Below are 22,883 nucleotides of genomic sequence, written 5' to 3' on the forward strand. Positions count from 1 at the left end.
ATCTCTCTAGGAATTATACTTTTTTCAAAAAATTGGTTGTTCTTTGTTTTGCCCAGTTTATACATTTCTTTTCGATTAAATGATACGAAATTATAGAAAAAAGTAGTGTCATTGCAATGCACAAAGTAAGCAGGAAAAAGATAGGTATCTTTGTATACAAAAGTTTAAATAGTACCATCATGATTGGAAAATGACACAAATAGATACTGTATGAAATTTCTCCTAAATATACAAATACATTCTTATTTAAAAATGCTTTTACTTTTAGGTTACTCATAGCCATTATAATAAATATACTAACCCCCATTACGACACCCCAATCTTTTAATAAGAAAGTAGTATCATTACGGGAAAAACCATAAATTAAAATGGAATATAAATATAAAATAATCCCTAATGCAATAAGAAATCCTTTTTTAAATTTTTTCATATTCCTATATGAGTAAATAAGTTTTTCCTGATACTTAAAAAGTAACATTCCAACCATAAACATAGATGTAAAATGCAGTGTATCAGCATAACCATTATAAAATCCTTCAGCTTTCCCAATATGCAACATATTAAGAAAAACACTAATGAAAGAAAAGCTCAAAGCAAATAGTACCGTTTTCTTCCAATTCAGTTTATAAAAAAGAAGGAATAATAAAGGAAACACAATAGATATACGTATTTCTTGAGCCAATGACCAAATAACTGGATTATAATTTTCCGTAAAAAAGTTATTAAGAAGCACAAAGTGGTTTAGAATATCTAATTTTGTTATAGACCCTTGCCACCTATCATAGAACCAATCCCTTAGTCCTACCACTTCATACGACGAAAATACAATAAATAAAACAAAGGTAACGATTATCCAAAAATAATAAGGAATATAGATTCTTACAAATCTCTTAATTAAATATCCCCAATAATTTGTTTTTGAATGATAAAGTGCCATAGATAACACAAAACCACTTAGTACATAAAAAACGATAACAGCTTCCCCACCCGCCCATAAAAACCTAAGCGGGGAAAATTTAATAGAATTAGGCAACGATGGTAGCATTAAACAAAAATGTCCAAATACCACAGTAAGTGCCGCTAACCCTCGTATAGAATCTAATTCTTTTATTCTCTTACTCATAAAATGTTCTCCTTGTAAATTGTAGATTTTGCTGTTCGTAAAGGCCACTATACTAGTATAGTGGGAGAATTGTACATAATGTTTATCTAGATCCCAGATATAAGCAGTTCAAAGTCAATCTATGCATCTGTTTTCTGGTCTCCATTTCCTTATATAAATAATTTAAAACAAAATATTTAATACAAAGAAAAGATTTTATTAAATTTTTATAAAATCTAATTACAGAAATACGTACCGGGTATTATTTTTTATTGTCATTTAATGAAAAAATGGATGTTTTTTCTTCATGTAACTTTATTAAACTAACTTTGTACTAGAATGCTTTGAATCAAAAAATACATAATAAACGCCATCCTTTCTGTATATTTCTACAAAAAGAATAGCGTTTTTTGATTATATAGATACAAATTTAATTTAGCTTGATAGCACTACCACTACAAATAGTTCTGAAGAGCCAAATTTGAGAATTAATGCAATCTACCATTCCAAGCTATCTACACAAAAATCCATAATACTTTGAAACTCTGTATTTCAGATTAATTTTTAGTTTTATCTTATAAAGTTAGCTTTTTACTATATCAACCGCACTATCCCATATACTGCTAAAGAAAGATCCAATTTGGCGCATAAAACGTGTAAACCAATTTGCTTGTTCTACATCAGATTTTGTTACAAGGTCTATTTGTAATGATTTACCTGATAAGAACCCAGGATCTGTATTATCTTTAGGCGAGATAATCATTTTACTTATTGTTACACCTTTTTTAATAGGCGCTTCTTGTTCTTTATTCGATACTTTAAATTCTTTTTTATAAACATCTTTATTGCTCTTTGGTATTGGAAGTGAAACAGCTTGCTTCGTTTGAACTACTACATCTTTGTCTTTTGCATTTGCAACTCGCAAAGTTTCATGCCCTTTTACTACTGAATCTTTTCCGTAGATATTCTTCACTTCAAAATTCGCAAATCCATAATCATATAATTTCTTCGTTTCATCAAAACGTGCTGTATGGGAGTTTGCTTTTATCACTACAGATATTAGACGCATACCGTTTCTTTCTACTGTACCAGTGAAGCAATCACCGGCTTCTGGAGTAGTTCCTGTTTTCAACCCATCTACACCTTCGTATTGCTTAATTAAACCTTTTAACATCATGTTAAAATTCACCATATCAATTGGATACTTGCCACCCTTTTGGAATGTTTTTTTGGGAATTTTTGCTGTATCTAACATTTTTGGAAAATCTTTAATAAGACGTTGTGCTAAAATCGCACAATCTCTTGCGGACATTTTATTTTTCTCGTCTGGAGTTGTCCCTTCTGGGTGATATCCTTTTAAATCATAGTTTGTTAAGCCTGTAGAGTTTACAAATTTATAATTTTTCATTCCAAACTCTTTTGACTTATCATTCATCATTTTCACGAAATCGGCTTCTTTTCCAGCAATTTCTTCAACTAAAGCAATTGTTGCACCATTTGCAGAGTAAATTGCCATTGCCTCATATAACTCTTTTACTGTGTAAGAGCCACCATTTTCTAATGGAACGTTTGATAATGAGCGATCTTGTGAAATCTTATGTGCATATTCAGAGATTTTAACTTTTTGATCCCATTTAAGTTTTCCTTTATCCACCGCTTCATGAACTAAATATTCACTCATCATTTTTGTCATACTAGCAATTGCTAGTGATTCATCCGCATTTTTTTGATATAAAATTTTTCCGGAATTCGCTTCTACTAAAATTGCTGATCCTGCTTCTACATCTAAAACAGGGACTGTTTCCGCTGTTGCTCTTCCAGATGTAACAATTATGCTACAAAATAGTGTAAGCACTGTTACTATTACAATGAATTTTTTGTAAAACATACCTTTCAATCCTCTTACCTCCAATATATTTTTTAGGATTACAATGAATAGACAATCTAAATAATGCGTTTGTTCCATATTTACAAAAAATAAAACCAGTGTATCCCGATTAAATATCGAGACACACTGGTTTTATTAGCTATCAAGGATTTTAATTATTTAATTCAGCTATTTACTATACTCATACCAGAGATGAATTTTCCTTAGTCTAGACTATTAATTTTTTATAATAAAAAAACTACATCCTATATAGAATGTAGTTTCCCTCACAGATCTATCTATTTTTTACTTCCTTGTTATAAAAATCATATAATAATTCAATAGATGAACTAGATAAAAGCGACATTGCCTTCTCAACTAATTCTCTATCCCAATCAAACCAACGCATTTCCATTAGCATTTTCATTTCTGTATCAGTGAATCGTTTCTTTATTTCCTTAGCAGGATTTCCACCAACTATTGTATACGGCGGAACATCTTTACTTACGACAGATCCCGCTGCAACGATTGCACCTTCACCGATTATAACGCCAGGCATAATAATAGCATTCATTCCAATCCAAGCATCACTTTTAATGACTGTATCGCCCTTCGGTTCATACGAATGTTCAATTTGCTCAGCGAATGGATATACTGTAATCCATTCTGAGTGATGATTATGATTACCACCCATTAAAATGACTACTCCACTCGCAATACAAACATAGTTCCCAATAATGAGTTTATCAAGATGCCATCCCATCTGTTCAATTGGATTGAACAGCGCTCGGGACTTAGCATCCCCCCACAAATACCTTACACAGCCATCTTCAAAATTTTGATGACCATAATAACCTGAATAATAGGAGTACTCTCCTACCTCAATGAGTGAATTTGTTACTATATCTTTTAAATACTTTGTTTCTGACCAATGATTAAATAATGGATGCTTCATAACTTTATTCCTCGCTTCTAAGTATTATATATTTTGCTATTTACTTAGAAGCTTACTACGACTGCTACATTTTTTAGCTTTCTCAAACGACGAATCATTGTATTCAAGCCTTTCTTTTATTATAAAGGAATCATATCGTGATAAATTATATAAGTCAAATTGTAAAATTATGTACTGAAACTTGAAGTATGAATTGAAATTTCAGCATTAAAATAATCGAGTTTTCAAATAACAAATCCCAATTACATATAATAAAGATTTCTTAGCTATACATCTAACTTCTTTCTTATATTAGCCTTCACTCCCTCGATATAGTTTTATTATTTATTAATTTGTCTGATAAATCAATAAATGTTAATATGATTATAGAAGATATTATCATCCATTAGATTTCACAGCTAGTTTTTCACAAAAACGATTTCTGAATCCTTAAGTAAATAGGAGGTTTAGAACATGAAACTTTTAAGGCAATCAACAATTATTGGTGCATTGACTGTTGGAGGATTTTTATTTTCAAATACAATTAGTACAATCACACCTGTGTCTGCTGAATCGCAACTTACACAAAAAGAATCACGAATTTTAGATAATTGGCGGTGGCAAAGCTATTTTTTATTACATCATAATGCAGATTTTATAGAAGAGTTAGCAGTTGGTGACTTAAAGCATGGAGATACATTCGATGTTACTATATATACTGGTGGTAAGGATACTGGTATTGTAAAAATATATCAATTGAGTGAAAATGAAAATAATGAAATAAACTTGCATAGATATAAAACCATTTATGACTCAGGTTTAAAACATAATTATGGTAGATTTGTAACACCTATTACTAAGGTTTATAATCCAGGAACATATGTAGCCGTTATGAAACTTGGAGAAAATTATTATTATGGGGGCAGCTTTAAAATCTCAAAATAATTTACATTTATCTCATCAGTAAAAAAATATTGGATACATTTTTATTAGACAAAAATCATTTTAAAAGCTTCTCTACCTTATATAAGATAGAGGAGCTTTTTGATTGTTTGCCCTTTTTAAGGTTTAAAAAAATTCTTACTTTCTTTATAAATTAGCATTTTTATTCAATAACTGTTTCCACTTCTATAAGTTTTACAATTCAATATGCAATATTGCATATTTTATATGTTTACTCTTTAAAAATGCGATAATTTGTTTATAAAAATATTTAAAATTAGTATTGGAAGGAGAATATTACATGTCTTTCTATTCTTGGTCCCTCTTATTTTCTTAATATTTGTTGCAATTATCATTTCTATTCAAAAGGCTAAGAAACAATAATTTATTATTTGGAGGTGTAATAATGTCATTTGCAGCATGGAGTGCATTTTTTATGACTTTAATCGGAGCAGTATCCGGAGCAATCTTTGGTACAATATCCTCTAGAAATAAAAGTAAAAATTAAATACTAACGTAAAAAAAATTTCTAATAAAACTCTATACAAAAAAGTAGCCTATAAAATTTTATAGGCTACTTTTCATTTCATCCATATTATTTAGCTAATTCTTTCGTACCCTTCATTACATCAACGAAGAATCCCCAGTTATTCACAACAGAAGAAATACTAATATGTTCATCTGGTGTATGAACGTTAAAAATGTCTGGACCAAATGAAATTGCATCTAAGTCAGGCATCTTTTGAACGAATGCACTACATTCAATACCTGCATGTACAGCGAATATTTCAGCATCCTTATTGTATTTTTCTTGATGCACTTTTTCAAACAAATTACGAATTTGTGAATTCGGATTGTATGGCCATTCTGGATATTCTGACTCTATTTCAAATGTTGCACCAACTAATTCGGCAATACATTTAATTTCATTTGCAATATGTTGTTTTAAACTACTGACAGAACTTCTCACTTCGTTACGTAATTTAATTTCATCTTGCAACGTTTCAATAACGCCTAAATTTGTTGAACTTTCTACTAGACCTTTAATATCCATGCTCATACTTTGAATGCCATTCGGAATTAAGAATAATGATGAAATAAGTTGCTTTTGTGTCTCTTTAGCAAATACTTTTTCTACTTTCTCATCCAATTTTGTAAGTGTTACATGAACATCTGGATCAACAGCACGCATTTCTTCTTGTAATACTCTTGTCCATGATTCTAGTTTTTCTTCTACTTTCTCTACATCTTCTGTAGCTAATACAATTGTAGCTACACTTTCACGCGGAATTGCATTTGTTTTTAATCCGCCGTGAACGTCACTTATTTCAAATTGAATATTTGCTGATAAATCTCGTAATACTCGTCCTAATACTTTGTTCGCATTACCGCGTTGTTTATCAATTTCCATACCAGAATGTCCGCCTTTTAAACCACCAACATATAGACGGTATGCATCCGTATTCACTGGCGCTTCATCCCATATTACTGGAATTGTTTCTACAGCTTTCGCACCACCTGCGCTACTTACAAGTAATTTATGATCTTCTTCAGAATCGATATTTATAAAAATCTTTCCTTCAAAGTGATTTGCATCAACAGCGAAAGCCCCGCCCATTGTCGTTTCTTCTTCAGTAGTAATAACTACTTCAAGTGCTGGATGCGAAATGTCTGATGCATCTAATAAAGCCATTGCATACGCAACTGCAATTCCATTATCAGCACCTAAAGTCGTTTGATTTGCATATAACATGTCCCCAATGATTCGTAATTCAATTGGATCTTTTTCAAAATCATGTACGGTTGCTTGATTTTTTTCACATACCATATCCATATGGCCTTGAATGATAATAGCTGGTACATTTTCATAGCCAGTAGTTGCGTCTTTTTTAATAATGACATTCATTGCTTCATCTTGAATCACTTCTAAGTTACGCTCTTTTGCAAAACCAACTAAATAATCACTAATTTCCTTTTCATTACCAGATCCTCTAGGAATCTTTGAAATTTCTGCAAAATGATAAAATACAGGGTGCTTTGTTAATTGTTCTAAAGTAGAATACATTTTTAAGCTCCTCTCAAAATGACAAAATAATATGTAAGTCTGCTATCATTATACCATGATTCGTTACTTTCCCTTTCTATTTCATCCTTTAAAATCCACCCTTTAAATATTTAATCGTATAAAAAAAACGAAAGAAAATGCACTATGCATTTTCTTTCGTTTTTTTTGCTCTCATATATTTTGAAGTACCATTATTCATTAATTTCTCTAACCGATTTATATTTTCCGTTAATGCACCTTTCACAAGAGAGAAATCTGTATTTGGTTCTTCTTTTTTTTCTTTAAAAAATGAAGACTTTTGTACGTTTACTTCAGCCATCTCTTCTCCCCCTTTTCAAAAAGATACAATCTTCTATTTATATTATATCGCAAATGTAGACAGCGTGTACACGTATCATTTTCTTTTTAATTCTTCTTCTAATTCTTCTACTTGCTGTAATGTATCTCCTTTTATTAACGAGAAATCTGTTGTATCTTCATTATCTTCTTTAAAAAAATCATTGTCATAATCTTTTATCATTACAATCACCTCTACGTGCTAGTGTAGGAATGATTGTCCGATTTTATACAAGTCCTTTATGTATAAGTGAAAAGGACAGAAGAAAATCCTGTCCTTATTTACTAAAATAACTATGATGTATTGTTAAATTATATACATTTTCAAAATCTCGATCTTGCAGGTTATTTTTCTTCCCATCAATAACAATGAAAACATCACTCACCATTTTTGCTGGTATTATTCCGACATTTTCTACTTGCACCGCTTTCTGCTCATTCAATTGCTCAATGTGTTCTAACGGAACGATAATACTAAATTGAGAACGGATACCACGAAAGTTTGTATTTAATTCCTTTGCCGCTTCAAATACAACAATTTTCGCACCAATCTTTTCTCCGTACGAATCTAAAAATGCGTTTAAGCTCTTTGTATATTCCTCTTCCGTATGCCATTCCATTGTACCGAATACTGCTGGATTGACATTTTGAATAATTGTTGTGTATATTTCTCCTCTTGCTTTAGAAGCAATTAATGACCGTTTTATCGATTGAACAGTCTTGCCGATATCGCTAAATTTCGCTCCCCATATTTCTGAAATATTTGGTGTTAAAATAAATGCGATATCAACGAAAATAACCATTGCAGTGAACATTAAAAGATTTTTCCAGAGGGTTAAATCAATTCCTTTTATCATGAAATACACGGTGACTGATATTATAAACAACCCATACCAAGTCTTTCTAATACGTTGCTTTTTCTCCTCGTACAACTCTTCGTTTCTCCAGTAAAAGAACACAAGAACGAGAAAAACGATTGCTAAAATAAATAAGCCGATTCGAATGTTAGAGATCACCAATGACATCACCCTCCATTCAAAAACTACTCACGATATAATTACATGCACAAGCAGCTCTCTTTATGACAAAAGACGTGGACAAGCTTCTAAATTTAGCAATATCGCATATACATTAGAAGGTGCCACGTCTTTTACCCCGCATTAACGGGCAGTAAGACCCCCACCTGAAAATTTAGCAAAAGCATAGAAGTTAGGTAGGGGATCAACTGCCCATAAAAGCCCGATTGGTTCAACTAATAATCAATGGGGGATGAACCCCCCACTGATTAAAGTTTCACTTTATCATGAATCTACATTGTATATGTAGACAAGCATGCGTTTCAAATTTTCATGTTAAAAAGAAATATGTTTCGGAATTTCCCCTTCTGGTACTTCTCCGTCCATACTTAAGTAATAATGACGAACCGGACGTAAATCATCGTCTAATTCATAAACGAGTGGAATGCTCGTTGGAATATTTAATGAAACAACACCATCGCTTGAAAGGTTATCTAAGTATTTCACTAGCGAACGAATCGTATTACCGTGTGATGAAATAATTACCTTTTCACCATTTTTTAATGACGGTGCAATTTCTGAATGCCAATAATCAAGTACTCTTTTCTCCGTATCCACTAAACATTCAGTCAATGGAAACTCACCTTTTTTAAGTGCTTTATATTTTGGATCATTCATTTCATATCTAGGATCATCCTCAGTAAGAGCAGGTGGTCTTACATCAATACTTCTTCTCCAAATATGAACTTGCTCCTCACCATATTTTTTCGCAGTTTCATCTTTATTCAACCCTTGCAATGCACCGTAATGTCTTTCATTTAGCTTCCAAGATTTATGTACTGGCACCCAGGCAAGATCCATCTCATGAAGTACAATCCATAAAGTCCGAATTGCTCGTTTTAATACAGATGTATAAGCAACATCAAAAGTATATCCGTTTTTCTTTAATATTGCTCCTGCTTCTCTCGCTTCACTTAATCCATTCTCTGATAAATCTACATCTGTCCATCCAGTAAAACGATTTTCAAGATTCCATAAACTTTGTCCGTGACGAATAAGTACAAGTTTTATCATAATAATTCCCCTCTCGGAAATGTGAATTTTATTGTTCCATTGCGTACACGTATAAAGTATCTAGTAATGTATCTTTTTATCCATTCACTCTATGACCAATCCATAGTTGCCAAATGTATGGATAAAATTTGTTCTTTTTCAAACTATAAAAACAGATATATTTCTTATTATTTTTGATCGATTACAACTTCTCGTTTTGATATCCAAGCATCAAAACCTGATCGACTATTTGCCATTTCATTCATAACTTGATGCCAATTTTCTTCACACGATTCACCAAATTTTGAAAAAATAGCACTCATCTGTTGTCTTTGAACATCGCTCAATTTTTTCTCTAAATCTACACCTATTTCTGTTAAAGATAACTGTTTCACACGGCGATCATGTGTAGCTTCATTACTCTCAATTAAGCCCTTTTCCACAAGTTGTCGTAGTGGTCCGTGAAGAGCTTGTTTACTTATTTCTAGCAGTGATAATAACTCATTTACACTTATCCCTGGAAATCGTGCGATAAAAAATAAAATTCGGTGATGTACTCGTTGTATGCCATACTCTTTTATAATTTCATCTGGCTTTTCAGTAAATGTTTTATATGCAAAGTAAAATAATGCTAATGCTTCATTCATCTGTTCTTCTTTATGTTGTGTCATCTACTTTCCCCCTGTATGTAAATTATACCACAATCTAGTATTGAATATTTTAACGAACACATTAGAACTTCTTTAGTTTATTGAAATATTCAATGCACAATTAGGAGAGGATTCATTTGAAATCGCAATATACTGTAAGTACATATTTATTAGATCGACTAAGCGAATTAGGAATTGAGCATATATTTGGTGTTCCTGGTGATTATAATTTAGCTTTTTTAGATGATGTACTCGCACATGAAAAGCTAAAGTGGATTGGCAGTTGTAATGAATTAAATGCGGCATATGCTGCAGATGGATACGCTCGTATAAAAGGAATTGCCGCTCTTATTACCACCTTTGGCGTTGGAGAATTAAGCGCCCTTAACGGTGTTGCTGGCTCATATGCCGAAAACGTACCAGTTATAAAAATAACAGGTACGCCAACAACTAAAGTAATGGAAAATGGAGGACTCGTTCATCATACGTTAGGTGATGGAAAGTTCGATCATTTCTCCAATATGTATAGAGAAATCACGGTAGCACAATCAAAATTAACACCTGAGCATGCCGCTGAAGAAATTGACCGTGTGTTACGTGCATGTTGGAGTGATAAACGCCCTATTCATATTCAATTACCAATTGATGTATATAATAAGCCAATTAATAAACCTACGGAACCAATTTTACATAAACCAGTTTTAAGTAATAAAGATGCGCTGGATAAAATGCTTCTATATGCAACTTCAATAATAAACAGTGCAAAAAAACCTGTTATTTTAGCTGATTTTGAAGTGAATCGTTTTCATGCGGAAGAATATTTACATCAATTCGTAGAAAAAACTGGGTTTCCTATCGCAACGTTAAGTATGGGGAAAGGAATATTCCCTGAAAAACACCCTCAATTTATAGGAATTTATACTGGGGATGTTAGTTCTCCATACTTACGAAAAAGAATTGATGAATCTGACTGTATTATTAGTATTGGCGTAAAATTAACTGATACTATTACCGGCGGCTTTACACAAGGTTTTACGAAAGAGCAAGTTATAGAAATCCATCCCTATACTGTGAAAATTATAGATAAAACATATGGACCAGTTGTAATGAAAGATGTTTTAGAACAATTAAGTGATTTAATCGAACATCGCATAGAGGAAACACTTGAAATGAAGTCCTTTATTTCAGAATCACTATCTATGACAGAAGAGTTCAATCCAAAAGCTCAAATGGTTACACAAAAACGTTTTTGGCAACAAATATACCATTTCTTACAAGAAAACGATGTTTTAATTGCAGAGCAAGGAACACCTTTCTTTGGTAGCGCCGCTATCCCTTTACCAAGCAACACTACATATGTAGCACAACCATTATGGGGATCAATCGGTTATACATTACCTGCTCTACTCGTTACACAGCTCGCTGACTTATCGCGGCGTAACATTTTAATTATTGGTGATGGTTCTTTCCAATTAACTGTTCAAGAGTTATCGACTATACTTCGGCAAAACTTAAAACCGATTATATTTTTAATTAATAACAATGGATACACTGTTGAACGTGCAATTCACGGCCAAAATCAACCGTATAATGACATACAAATGTGGGATTACACGAAACTAGCAAACACATTCGGATCAGAAGAAAAAAGCTTAACATTTAAAGTGGAAAATGAAACAGAGTTAGCAGAAGTCTTAACTAAAATAAATTTTAATATAAATCGACTTATCTTTGTTGAAGTTGTAATGAGCCAAGGGGATCAGCCTGAATTGTTAGCTAAACTTGCGAAAAGATTCGGTAAGCAAAATTCTTAATAAGAAAAAGCGTAGCCCATTTATAGCTACGCTTTTTCTTATTAAATTTTTATTCCGCAAGCGTTAACTGCCAAGACACACCATACTTATCATTTAACCAGCCAAACTTTTTGCTAAATGGATAGGAACCTAAAGGCATTAGTACGGATCCATCCTGCACTAGTTTATTAAAGACCGTTTCAATTTCTTCTTCTGTCTCACAAGTTACATAAAGAGACATAGCTGGAGTGAATGTGAAATTATGATTTACATAACTATCAATACACATAAACTCTTGGCCATTTAGCGTAAAAGTTGCATGAATGACAGTTCCCTCTTTACCAGGTCCATTTTCATCGTAGCGAGAAATACTTACAATTTCTGATTGATCGAATAGCGACGTGTAAAAATTCATCGCCTCCTCAGCTTTACCTTCAAACATTAAAAACGTAGTAATTTTTTGATTTGTGTTACTCATATAGAGACAACCCCTTATTATGTATTTATGCAAAACATACACCGGCAAGCAAAAAACCGAACGTATATTCTTATAAATATATTGTCTATAAAAACGATGAGTTTGTCAATTATCTACTTTCTTATTTCTTCTTAAATAATGCTGTCCAAAGAAATGATTCTCCAAACATAGTATTTGGTTGGTCAATTTGCTTCATCTTTCTAATTTCGATCACTTCAAACTCGTCAAATATATCTCTTAATTTTTCTTCTGAATATGCAAGGCCACCTTGTAGACTCCATCCTCTATATACATCCCAATCTGTTATTTCTGATCCATTTCGCTCATCTAAATCACCTGCCGAAAAACATGTTAATCCAAAATAACCACCCGATTTCAAGGAGTTTTTAATTAAATTCACATAATTTATTCTTCTATGCGGTGGAATATGATGTAAACAGCCCGAATCGTACACAAAATCAAAATCATTTTGACACTCTAAATTAAAAATCGAATCACAAATAAAATCGATTTCTATTCCTTTTGCTAACGCCCTCTCTTTCGCCCAATTAATGCCCTCTATAGATAAATCCACTGCTGTTACTTCAAATCCTTCATTCGCCAAATAAATTGCATTTCTTCCTGGACCACATCCAAGCTCCAACACTTTCCCTTTGGAGATCCATTCTTTTTGTATATAGGAAACTAGGTTCTCATCTGGAATATTTTCAAAAAACGGAACATCTTTTTCTCTGTTCGCATAAAATTCATTCCAAAACAGTTCTGCCGGTCTTAATAATGAATCAAGCATTTCAATAATATTTTCTTGAGTATGTAACGTTTCATTTTTCATTTGTATCCCTCCAAATTTAATAGTCAGAAAATTATTATATATCTTTCCAAACTTTCAGACAAAGAAAAAACTCCTACATTCAATAGGAGTTTGTGTCTTTAAAATCCAAGTACAGCTAACCATTTTAAAAACTTCTCTTCTCGCACTTTTAAATCATTATTCATAAGCTTCCCTAACTGTATTTCACTAACAATTTCTCCGTCAGCCATAAAGAGCACTCTTTCTGTTTTTGCTGCTACTTTGACATCATGAGTGACTAACATAATAGTCGTTCCATCACGATTAATATTTAATAATATTTGCATTACTTCTTCTGTTGATTTTAAATTTAGAGCACCAGTCGGCTCATCTGCAAAAATAATATTTGGATTATTGATAAGCGCTCTACAAATAGAAACTCTTTGTAATTGCCCACCAGATGCTTCGGTTATATAATGAGACGCTAAATCACTTATCCCCATTTTCCCCATTAGCTCTAGAGCGCGTTTATTTACTATTTCCTTACTTTCATATTTCGCTAAATATGCTGACAGTATGATATTATCAAATAGATTCAAATTCCTAAGAAGGTTGCTCTGCTGAAAAATAAATCCTATTTCAGTAAGGCGCAATTTGGCTAACTCTTCTTCTTTCATAGATGATATTTCTTTACTACTAATTTTCACACTTCCTGATGACATTTGATCCATTCCACTAATATTATATAGTAACGTCGATTTCCCAGAACCAGAAGGCCCCATAACCGATACAAACTCTCCCTCATAAACCTCTAAATCTATATTTTTTAGCACGTGATAATTTGCATTTCCATCTATTGAATATGTTTTGTTTACTTGCTTTACTTCTAAAATTTTTTTCAAGTTTTACACCCCTACTCCCCATTTGGCGTTACATCGTTTGTTTGATTTATAGTAAAACTACTGAAAAGTGTTGTTGCTGTCACAGCTATAAATAATATAGTTGGACATATTACATAAGAAACCATATGATTCACGACAAACTTTATATGAGCTGCTCCCATAAACGATCCTAACCAACTTACTAACATTTCACCAAACGTAGCAGCTAGTATTATCCCTGTTACAATGCCTAATAATACGATGACAATAGAACGAGTTATATACTGTATACGAATATCTTTGTAAGAAAAGCCTATACTTTTCATAATTAATATTTGCGAAGAGTCTTTTGCTAATAACATTTTAAAAAACATCGCAGTAATTAAAACCGATATCAATATTGCAATCAAAATTGCCACTTGCGTCAAGAGTCTTAATTGTTTAATTGTCTCTCCTAAAGTTTGCGTTAAATAATCATCCATATCTGTTATTTTTGCAGAATGAAAATTATGTTTATACTCCTTCACTTTTTCTTGTAAATTTACAGTAGGCTTCATGTCTACATTAACGACATACCATAATATATTTTCACTATTATAAGAGAAGCTTGCTTTTGCTGTTTTCCCACCATTTGTTACATCTTGATATATCCCACTAATAGTTAGTGCCTTTTCTTTTCCTTCTACAAATAAAACGATCTTATCCCCCACATTCTTTTTTAATTCATTTGCATTCATATAAGAAAGCGCAATTTCATCTTCAGTTTTTGGTGCCGTACCTTGAATATAATCTAATGGAAACTGAGTGAAGTCTCCTACTTCTACATGTAAGTTTTCATGTGTACCATCAGCGCTTACCATTTTAAATGTACTCGTTACAAAAGCTGCATATTTTTCTACTTCTTTATCATTTCGTATATATGAAATAACGTCTTTAAATCGTTTCTCTATATTTTCAGATTGCTGTAAATCTATTCGAATATCACTTTTTCCTGTTCCCATATAATTTACAAACTTCGGTGACTGAATCGTATACAAAAAATTAACAGGTACAACAATCATGAAAACGGCTATGATTAAAACGATACTTAATACGCGATATAACTTAAATCGTTTTACTACATCTTGTATGCCAATAAATATATTTACATTTGTAATTTTAGTTTGATAGAGAGAAAAAGACCTTTTTCCCTTCCTCTTTCCTAGATTATCTCTTGATCGTAAAGCATCTATTGCTGTAATTCTCCTGAGATTCCGCAAAACAATACGACAGAAAAGGATAACGGCTAGAAATAATAAAGTTGTGACTAGTAATGGTATAACAAAATGTAAAACACTTGTATTTGCTATCCCCATATAAAGTGAGATATTAGAAGCAAATACTTTTGTAACAAATAACGAAAGTATATATCCACATATACATCCACTAGCAACAATAACAACATATTTTGTTACATATAATTTTTGTATCTGCTTACTTGTAATGCCGATAGCTTTCATAACACCAATTTCCCGGTAATCTTCTTCCATTGAAGTCATAATCGTAAATCTAATACATAAACTTGCGATTAACATTAATAATGCACTTATTATAATGAGCATTGCAGCTATAATTCCATCTGTTAATGAATTGAGTGTTTTAAAGAGTGAATACGTAATAGAGGGACCTTTTTGAGGTAAGTTCGATGACTCGTATAGATTTTCAAATTCATTTATTTTATTTACATCTGTTAGCTGGAATTCAATAAGATATTCGCTTTCTCCAAAATTCCTTTTTATTCTTTCGAAATCTTCATTGCTTATTACGAATCGTTTTGAACTAACAATTGATGGATTCATTTGAACATCACGAACAAATGCTGAAATAGTAAATTCTAGTTCATTCTTATTTTTATCAACCCATATTTTATCTCCAATACGCAAATTATATTTTTGCATATAATAAATTGGTACACCTATTTCTCCTTTCCTAACATCGACCACTTCATTATTTAAATTTAATAAAAAATCAAACTTACTATTTTGTTTAACGAAGCTTATGTCCATTACACTATTATGTTCCGCTTGATTTTTCTTCTTTATAAAAATGTTAGATCCATTTATTTGAACCATCTCAGCCGTTTGCTGTTTTTTTACAAAAGGAGTTTTCGCTACAAATGAGTCGATTGACTTTTGATTTATTTCTCCGGCATGCATTTGTACAAAGTGCGGTGCGTTTGATGCTTTAAACAATTGATCAATTGAGTTCAATAGATTTATAACATTACTTGAAGCACTAGCCATTAAAAGACTTGATAACATGATAAACATAAATAAAATGGTAATTATCATTTTATTTTGAGAGAAATCTCTTTTTAACATTCTCCTAATCATATGAAGCTAGTTCCCTTCATTCCATAATATTTTCTTCGTCACGATTGCTATTATTATCATTATGAAACTAATAGCGAATATAGGTAAATAAATTTTCATACTGAATCCTTCAAACATAAAACCATAAATGACTTGCCCGATTGGTGCCATACATTGAGATACTGCTGTTATAATTGCCATTATTTTCCCTAGGTTTTCATTTGGTGTTTTCTTTTGAACTACTGTAATGACATAAATAGATACAATTGTCATGATCATTGCAATTAGAATTGAAGAGAGTATAAAGATGATAAATGATGGATAGTGTCCTAAATTAAGAATAAATGGTGTAACGGATAGTGCCATAGGTATTACTAATAATGCTATTAAAAGCATCCAATAATACAATGTTTTCATCTGAAGCTTTTTCGCAAAATAACCTATAGATAACGCACCTAATATCGTTGCAAAATCTATTAATCCCATTCCAATTCCGTATAACGTGTGGCTACTTCCCATTGTTACTCGTATAATAATTGGAGCACAAACAACAAATAGCGGTGTTAATATTAAATTTAGTAATGCGGCTAAAAGCATAGATTTCAAAATAAATGGTTGTTTTAAAACGAATATAAACCCTTCTTTCATATCCTTTACAATTGTCGGTATTATATGGCTTTCTTGCGTTCTTTTTATAAAAGGTATTGTAATAAACATTTCCAAAATCGCAGATAAAAAGAAAGCGAAGCAACTTATTATTACGAGCATTTTCAAACCAATTATGCCGTACAATATTCCTCCTAATACAGGAGCGACTATATTAGATAATGCTTGCACACCATTTACGATACCGTTCGCTTGTTCTAACTTTTTCTCTGGAACTAATTGCGGAATACTCGCCATTACTACCGGTGAGTACATTGCACTAATGATCGCTAGTAAAAACATAATTGTTCCGATCAATAGAATAGATACAGATCCAGTAAATAACAAAACTATAAAGCTTAACACAATCGCAGCGTTTATAAAATCAAATATAACCATTAAATTACGGCGATTGAAACGATCTGCTATCGCTCCGCCAAGAGGAGCTAGCAAAAACGGAATACTCGTAACCGCATATAGTCCTGCGAATATATCAGCACGCCCTGTTATATCTAATACATATAAAGACAGAGCAAAACGTAAAAATGTTGAACCTAAAATAGTAATAATTTGCCCACTTACCATTAAGTGAAAATCTTTCATAGAAGATTTTATACTTGCTGGCATCCTCATCACACCCTTCATTTAATTCAGACCGACTGTCGGTCTGTAATAATTAAACAGAAATCATGATTTCTGTTTAATTAAAACCTCAACCATATAATTAAAGGATCCTTCTTTCGCTCCAACAGATACTTCCATCATTTTAATATAAGCTTTAGCTCTTCTGATCATTTCTTCCGGCTTCCACTGGAATAAACCTTCATCAAATATGACTTGTGCTGAAGAGAGTAATAGTTCAATCGTTTCTTGTGGGTATGGTGTAGAAAATATGCCTTCATCGATTCCTTGTTCTAAAATCTCTGCTAAAACAGGAGATAAATGAATAATGGATTGCACTATACTTTTTTGATGCATTTCCGCATTATTTGGTTGATGAAATTGTTCAATCATTTTATCTTTAACATCCCCTGATTTTGGCGATTGCTCCATTAAAACTCGAAATAATTTTTCTAATACCGGGATATTTGGATTAGAGACAATTACTTTCGCTTTAGCAACATCATCTTTAATGATCCTCATAATGATCTCATCCATTACTTCTTCTTTTGACTTAAAATAGTGATAAAATGTCCCCTTTGCTATCCCTATCTCTTTTAAAATGTCATTTACTGTTGTTTTCGTATAACCTTTCGTAACAAATAAACGTTCAGCAGTTTCTAAAATTTCCTTTCTACGCTCCTCATATTCCTTAACTATGCGCATTCACGTTCTCCTTCCCGCCAGACCGACTGTCGGTCTATTTTAATTATATGTTTAGTTAGTAAAAAGTTTCCTATTATTGTTTATATACAACATCCTTCTTTCTATTTCCTTTATAAATTTTTATTTTTTAACTTCCGTTCAATTTGTTTAAAACGTATCTCATGTTTCTTATCGTCACCTTTTATTTTAGGAAAAGAACGATGCCCCCGCTTGATCCTATTTTTCTTGATTCTTCATTCAGACGCACAATACTTTGTATTTTTTCAGCTCCTTTACCACAAGTCTGCGCATCTCCTTTTCATCGATGACTTCAAAAAATGACAATTGATTCATACGATACGGTTCCCCTCTGTTCGATCTATTTACTTATGAATGGATTATTTTGTTAAGTTCCAATATGTAATTTTGCATATTTCATACTTTTAATTTTTGCACATGCGATAATTTATTTATAAAAATATAGATTATTAATAAGGGTGATTTATATGAGCAAGTTCCGAAAGAAGATGATTAAATATTTGCAAACATTTTGGGGATGCTTAGCATTTGGTGTATTAATGTTTGCTATCTTCTTAATTATGGATTTAACAGATACGCCTTTAAATTCATTAGGCTGGAGAGACTGGTTAGGTTCTGCAGCAGGTGCAGCCATTTTATCTGTTGGGATGTTTACTTTAAATAAATTGGATTTAAAATAAATATTCGGTCAATACTGTATGTAGGCTGTATGCCAAATTTCATTTAAAGTAGTTTTCCCTGTATCTCCTTGTATTGAGCAGTTAGCTTTTGCTAGCTGCTCTTTCATTTCGTTCCAGTTCTTACCACTTAAAGAACTCTTTAACTGCGTTTCCCAATAAATACACATATCTATTCCCCTTTGCTACAAAATGAAATCTTTATTTTGTTATTCGCTTCAATTCGTTCTATATGCATTCTCCCTTTCTCAACTATTAACCGGACAAGCATATATTATTCTATGGAGGAATCCACTCATAAAAATCTACCTTTCTTGTCAAAGAGCATGCTTATATGCGTGCTCTTTTTTATTATGTTTTCTTTCATTTCTAAATAACATTTTTAACTCTGTTCATACTATTTTTTCAACTTTAGGTTACAAACTATTTCTGTAAGCGTAGTGTTTCCTTTGTACAACAGGCAGTTAGTTTTATTCATAACAGCACACCTCTGCACTATTCACTAGAAATTTTCATATAGTGTATTGTGCTTGTCCAAAACGTGAGGTTATTACTCACGCAATCTAAATGAAAGAAAGGAGTGAGTGAGAATATGCGCTCATCTAGTCGTAAGCTCACAAACTTTAATTGTGGAGCACAAGCCCCCAGTACACTACCAGCTCTCGGTTTTGCTTTTAATGCTACTTCACCTCAATTTACAACACTATTCACGCCACTACTACTACCTAGTACAGGCCCAAATCCAAACATTACTGTACCTGTAATCAATGATACAATCAGTACAGGAACTGGTATTAGAATTCAAGTAGCTGGTATTTATCAAGTCAGTTATACATTAACAATCAGCCTCGATAATGTTCCAGTAGCTCCGGAAGCAGCGCGCTTTTTCTTGACACTAAACTCATCAACTAATATTATTGCAGGATCTGGAACCGCAGTCCGTTCTAATATCATTGGCACTGGTGAAGTAGATGTATCCAGCGGTGTCATTCTAATAAACTTAAACCCTGATGATTTAATTCAAATTGTACCGGTTGAAGTAATTGGTACAGTAGATATTCGTTCTGCCGCTTTAACAGTTGCACAAATTCGTTAATAAAAACAATATGCTTTGCTAATTAACATTTAATATTCCTTATACACCCCAAAATATATGTTATAGATTTAACACACATTTATATCAAACAAGCATATTTTATTGTATGGTGACTATCTAGTCATACAAATCTAAAGCGTTCATAAGAGCATACTTATATGTGTGCTCTTATGAAAATCAAGCTTTAATATAACTATTTTGTTTTACCTTATACTCATCGCTCTTTTGAACATTTACCTTTTTATTGTTATATTTGCTCATTGTTTTTCTCTTTTGTTTTACTAATTAGCTGATTAATTTCACAAACACCTTTTATTAAACATTCCATGTTTCTTCACCCCTTGAATATTTTTCAAATAAAAATACATACTATTTTCAAGCCGCCGTGTCCACGGCTAATACTTCTTTCTTTTGTTACAGCAGAAGCAGGTAGGTTCTTCACTTATCTGCTTTCTCTGTATATTTTTTAAGAAATCGAAAATAATACCAACAAGCTGTTTGAACTAGCAGCTTCACTCTTCTCGTAATGGGGATGCAATTTATTACAATTAGCTAACTCATTGAACTCACTGGCAGACAACCAAAATCGTTGTCTGCTTTTTGTATGAGATTTTTCGTTTTACATATACTACTTTTGAACCTGCAGACCAATACGAACCATTTTGGTGCTTGGGATTTCCCTTCCTGGGGATAAGTATTTTTTACTTATCCCTTTTTGTATAGACACGTACATTTAAGGTAAAGCTAATTACAAGCAGATTTTCTGTTTATGCGTAGTTCTAAACAAGAATACTTTTTCTCCTATTAAAGGACGGCAGGTACGACTGCTAGTCCTTTTTTCTTATATCGCATACAATCCCTTCAGGTAACTTCGTACTACATTACCTTCATCGTCGTAGTAAGCAATTTCCCAATAAGGATGGCAGTTGTGCTTCTCAAGTTCCCCATCGAGCAAAACGAACAAATTAGTTTTCCAGTTTCCAACGATCGTATCCCAATACGAGTTAAATCCTTCATAAACTTCTCTTTTTCCATTTCGATAATTGCGGAATGTGTAATGAAAATACTCGCTCGCTACATTACCTTTTCTTTCAACCAAAGTATTCTGCCGAAATAGTAGACATAATAAGTTCCGTTCTCTTTTTGCTGCAACATAACATTCCCGTACCGTTTGAATGTGTTACGAGTTTCTTTCACCAAATCGTCCAATTCTTTGTTAGCAAAAAATGTTTTCGTATCATTATACCAATTGATTTTTTCATAACCCGTATCATCATCAGGGCGCTAGTACGAATTGTTTTCTCTCGATTTTTTTTCCGATTAAATATTGTTCATACGTAAGTTGCACTTGTTCTTGAATTGCGACATGGCAGTAATACCTTTGCTCTACTGGTTTTGGACTATAAAATTCATTTTAAATACGGTGAATGAAATTTTTGCTTTTTTCTCGGCATCACCCTTGTTGTCTACAAACAAAAAAAGAGCCGCAACACTTTGCGACTCTTTTTAAATAATAACTATTTAACGGCCACGTCTTTGCTGACCTTGTTTTGTACTACTTTTCTTATTACTTGGCTTATTAAATGATCGATTGTTATCATTTCTCGAACTATTTCTTGGGCCACCTTTTGAACCACTTCTTGAACCTTCACGGCTATCTCTTTGACGATATTGATCTGATTTCTTTGGAGCCGGCTTTGGTACCGGTTTTCCATTTTCATCTACACGTTTTATCTTCGGTTGTTCGATTATTTCTCTTTGCAGTGGTGCACCAAGCGTTTTTTCAATTTCTTCTAAATGTTTTTCATCTTTCGCTGCAACGAACGTAATTGCAATACCTGATCCACCTGCACGTCCTGTTCGGCCAATGCGGTGAATATAACTTTCTACATCTTCAGGAATGTCAAAGTTAAATACGTGCGTTACACCATCTACATCAAGTCCACGAGCCGCTACATCAGTCGCAATTAAGTACTGAATTTTAGCTTCGCGGAAACTCTTCATGACTCTTTCACGTTTCGCTTGAGGTATATCACCATGAAGTTCAGCACAATTATAACCTAGTCCTTTTAAATTATCATAAAGCTTACTTGCTCTAACCTTTGTACGACAGAAAATAACAGCTAAAAATGGCTGATCACGATCCATAACAAAACGAAGTGCATCTGGCTTTGCACGATCTGTCGTCTCAATGACACGCTGCTCAATTGTATTTACCGTTACTTCTTCACTTTGTACTTGAATCATTTGCGGCTCATCCATATAACGTTTCGCCAATTTTTTAATATCTTTTGGCATCGTTGCTGAGAATAACATCGTTTGTTTACTATCAGGTGTCTCATCTAAAATATCTTCAATATCATATAAGAAACCGAAATAAAGCATTTGATCCGCTTCATCTAGTACAATCGTTGAAAGATTACTTAAATCAATTGTTTCACGTCGTATATGATCTAATAATCGACCTGGTGTCGCTACAACAATATGTGTATTACCTTTTAATTTTCTCAATTGTTGTGCTACATCTTGTCCGCCATATATCGCTAGTACATTAATATCTTCTCTTTGAACAAGCATTTTTTTAATTTCAGTTGTAATTTGCAATGCTAGTTCCCTTGTTGGTGCCACAATTAAAGCCTGAACATCACTAGACTCTGGATCGATTTTTTCTAAAATCGGTAACACGAATGCTAACGTTTTACCCGTTCCTGTTTTCGCCTGCCCAATAATATCTTTACCTGACATAATAACAGGAATTGCCTTCTCTTGAATTGGTGTTGCTTCTGTAATTCCATTTTCACGTAATGTATGATTAAAAGTTTCACTAATTCCTAATTCTAAAAAGTTTTTCAAATAGACCACT

22 protein-coding genes are annotated in these 22,883 nt (G+C 32.6%); 4 read left to right on the forward strand and 18 right to left on the reverse strand.

Annotated features, from left to right (window positions below):
* Positions 1–13 precede the first annotated feature (13 nt).
* The 3 genes from FS802_RS01610 to FS802_RS01620 all read right to left on the reverse strand — a co-directional run bounded on the left by FS802_RS01610 (position 14) and on the right by FS802_RS01620 (position 3,924).
* The gene (locus FS802_RS01610) at positions 14–1,123 is read right to left on the reverse strand and encodes an acyltransferase family protein (protein WP_144524838.1); all 1,110 of its coding nucleotides are present in this window, start codon (positions 1,121–1,123) and stop codon (positions 14–16) included.
* A 562-nt stretch (positions 1,124–1,685) separates the two neighbouring features.
* Positions 1,686–2,999 carry a D-alanyl-D-alanine carboxypeptidase family protein gene (locus FS802_RS01615; protein ID WP_098655178.1) on the reverse strand — a complete coding sequence of 438 codons (1,314 nt, stop codon included), beginning with the start codon at positions 2,997–2,999 and terminating at the stop codon, positions 1,686–1,688.
* Positions 3,000–3,264: 265 nt separating this feature from the next.
* Positions 3,265–3,924: a CatB-related O-acetyltransferase gene (locus tag FS802_RS01620; protein ID WP_098655177.1), complete on the reverse strand. Its 660-nt coding sequence runs from the start codon at positions 3,922–3,924 to the stop codon at positions 3,265–3,267.
* 453 nt (positions 3,925–4,377) lie between these two features.
* Between FS802_RS01620 and FS802_RS01625 the strand changes: the two genes are divergently transcribed.
* Positions 4,378–4,848, forward strand: a complete 471-nt coding sequence (locus FS802_RS01625) for a DUF5065 family protein (protein WP_033658763.1) — start codon at positions 4,378–4,380, stop codon at positions 4,846–4,848.
* A gap of 592 nt (positions 4,849–5,440) precedes the next feature.
* Here FS802_RS01625 and pepD read toward each other — a convergent pair.
* From pepD to FS802_RS01650, 6 genes are all read right to left on the reverse strand, one after another.
* The gene (gene pepD / locus FS802_RS01630; RefSeq protein ID WP_098655176.1) at positions 5,441–6,910 is read right to left on the reverse strand and encodes a beta-Ala-His dipeptidase; all 1,470 of its coding nucleotides are present in this window, start codon (positions 6,908–6,910) and stop codon (positions 5,441–5,443) included.
* A 142-nt stretch (positions 6,911–7,052) separates the two neighbouring features.
* Positions 7,053–7,229, reverse strand: a complete 177-nt coding sequence (gene spoIISB / locus FS802_RS30890; RefSeq protein WP_000852619.1) for a stage II sporulation protein SB — start codon at positions 7,227–7,229, stop codon at positions 7,053–7,055.
* A 75-nt stretch (positions 7,230–7,304) separates the two neighbouring features.
* Positions 7,305–7,430: a hypothetical protein gene (locus FS802_RS01635; protein WP_000588712.1), complete on the reverse strand. Its 126-nt coding sequence runs from the start codon at positions 7,428–7,430 to the stop codon at positions 7,305–7,307.
* Positions 7,431–7,524: 94 nt separating this feature from the next.
* The gene (locus FS802_RS01640; RefSeq protein ID WP_116480647.1) at positions 7,525–8,262 is read right to left on the reverse strand and encodes a type II toxin-antitoxin system SpoIISA family toxin; all 738 of its coding nucleotides are present in this window, start codon (positions 8,260–8,262) and stop codon (positions 7,525–7,527) included.
* 336 nt (positions 8,263–8,598) lie between these two features.
* Positions 8,599–9,336 carry a 2,3-diphosphoglycerate-dependent phosphoglycerate mutase gene (gpmA, locus tag FS802_RS01645; RefSeq protein WP_064449141.1) on the reverse strand — a complete coding sequence of 246 codons (738 nt, stop codon included), beginning with the start codon at positions 9,334–9,336 and terminating at the stop codon, positions 8,599–8,601.
* Positions 9,337–9,503: 167 nt separating this feature from the next.
* On the reverse strand, positions 9,504–9,986 hold the full coding sequence (locus FS802_RS01650; RefSeq protein ID WP_088080043.1) for a MarR family winged helix-turn-helix transcriptional regulator: 483 nt from the start codon (positions 9,984–9,986) through the stop codon (positions 9,504–9,506).
* Between the two features lie 116 nt (positions 9,987–10,102).
* Here FS802_RS01650 and FS802_RS01655 point away from each other — a divergent pair, with 116 nt between their 5' ends.
* On the forward strand, positions 10,103–11,779 hold the full coding sequence (locus tag FS802_RS01655) for an alpha-keto acid decarboxylase family protein (protein WP_141547122.1): 1,677 nt from the start codon (positions 10,103–10,105) through the stop codon (positions 11,777–11,779).
* A gap of 49 nt (positions 11,780–11,828) precedes the next feature.
* Here the strand turns inward: FS802_RS01655 and FS802_RS01660 are convergent, their stop codons facing one another.
* From FS802_RS01660 to FS802_RS01685, 6 genes are all read right to left on the reverse strand, one after another.
* Positions 11,829–12,236 (reverse strand): VOC family protein, encoded by a 408-nt coding sequence (locus FS802_RS01660; protein ID WP_098655174.1) that lies wholly within the window; start codon positions 12,234–12,236, stop codon positions 11,829–11,831.
* Between the two features lie 121 nt (positions 12,237–12,357).
* Complete coding sequence (locus FS802_RS01665; protein WP_098655173.1) at positions 12,358–13,068, reverse strand: class I SAM-dependent methyltransferase; 711 nt, start codon at positions 13,066–13,068, stop codon at positions 12,358–12,360.
* Positions 13,069–13,166: 98 nt separating this feature from the next.
* The gene (locus FS802_RS01670; RefSeq protein ID WP_098655172.1) at positions 13,167–13,928 is read right to left on the reverse strand and encodes an ABC transporter ATP-binding protein; all 762 of its coding nucleotides are present in this window, start codon (positions 13,926–13,928) and stop codon (positions 13,167–13,169) included.
* An 11-nt stretch (positions 13,929–13,939) separates the two neighbouring features.
* Positions 13,940–16,279 carry an ABC transporter permease gene (locus FS802_RS01675; protein ID WP_098655171.1) on the reverse strand — a complete coding sequence of 780 codons (2,340 nt, stop codon included), beginning with the start codon at positions 16,277–16,279 and terminating at the stop codon, positions 13,940–13,942.
* Positions 16,280–16,285: 6 nt separating this feature from the next.
* A complete protein-coding gene (locus FS802_RS01680; protein ID WP_098655170.1) occupies positions 16,286–17,548 on the reverse strand; it encodes an MFS transporter in 1,263 nt (420 codons plus the stop codon).
* A 42-nt stretch (positions 17,549–17,590) separates the two neighbouring features.
* Positions 17,591–18,229 carry a TetR/AcrR family transcriptional regulator gene (locus FS802_RS01685; RefSeq protein WP_098655169.1) on the reverse strand — a complete coding sequence of 213 codons (639 nt, stop codon included), beginning with the start codon at positions 18,227–18,229 and terminating at the stop codon, positions 17,591–17,593.
* Between the two features lie 485 nt (positions 18,230–18,714).
* Here FS802_RS01685 and FS802_RS01690 point away from each other — a divergent pair, with 485 nt between their 5' ends.
* A complete protein-coding gene (locus tag FS802_RS01690) occupies positions 18,715–18,927 on the forward strand; it encodes a hypothetical protein (protein WP_000033155.1) in 213 nt (70 codons plus the stop codon).
* Positions 18,928–18,935: 8 nt separating this feature from the next.
* Here the strand turns inward: FS802_RS01690 and FS802_RS30895 are convergent, their stop codons facing one another.
* Entirely contained in the window at positions 18,936–19,094 is a 159-nt protein-coding gene (locus FS802_RS30895; protein WP_176545814.1) for a hypothetical protein, read from the reverse strand.
* Positions 19,095–19,516: 422 nt separating this feature from the next.
* On the opposite strand from FS802_RS30895, the gene exsF reads away from it, so the two are divergent.
* Positions 19,517–20,020 carry an exosporium protein ExsF gene (gene exsF / locus FS802_RS01695; protein WP_098655168.1) on the forward strand — a complete coding sequence of 168 codons (504 nt, stop codon included), beginning with the start codon at positions 19,517–19,519 and terminating at the stop codon, positions 20,018–20,020.
* A gap of 841 nt (positions 20,021–20,861) precedes the next feature.
* Here exsF and FS802_RS30900 read toward each other — a convergent pair.
* Together FS802_RS30900 and FS802_RS01705 are read right to left on the reverse strand one after the other, a co-directional pair.
* On the reverse strand, positions 20,862–21,119 hold the full coding sequence (locus tag FS802_RS30900; RefSeq protein WP_176547014.1) for a hypothetical protein: 258 nt from the start codon (positions 21,117–21,119) through the stop codon (positions 20,862–20,864).
* A 422-nt stretch (positions 21,120–21,541) separates the two neighbouring features.
* A complete protein-coding gene (locus tag FS802_RS01705; RefSeq protein WP_002096607.1) occupies positions 21,542–22,882 on the reverse strand; it encodes a DEAD/DEAH box helicase in 1,341 nt (446 codons plus the stop codon).
* Between the last annotated feature and the right edge of the window lies 1 nt (position 22,883).

The sequence above is a fragment of the Bacillus sp. DE0042 genome (genome assembly GCF_007680225.1).
Taxonomy (GTDB): Bacteria; Bacillota; Bacilli; order Bacillales; family Bacillaceae_G; genus Bacillus_A; species Bacillus_A wiedmannii.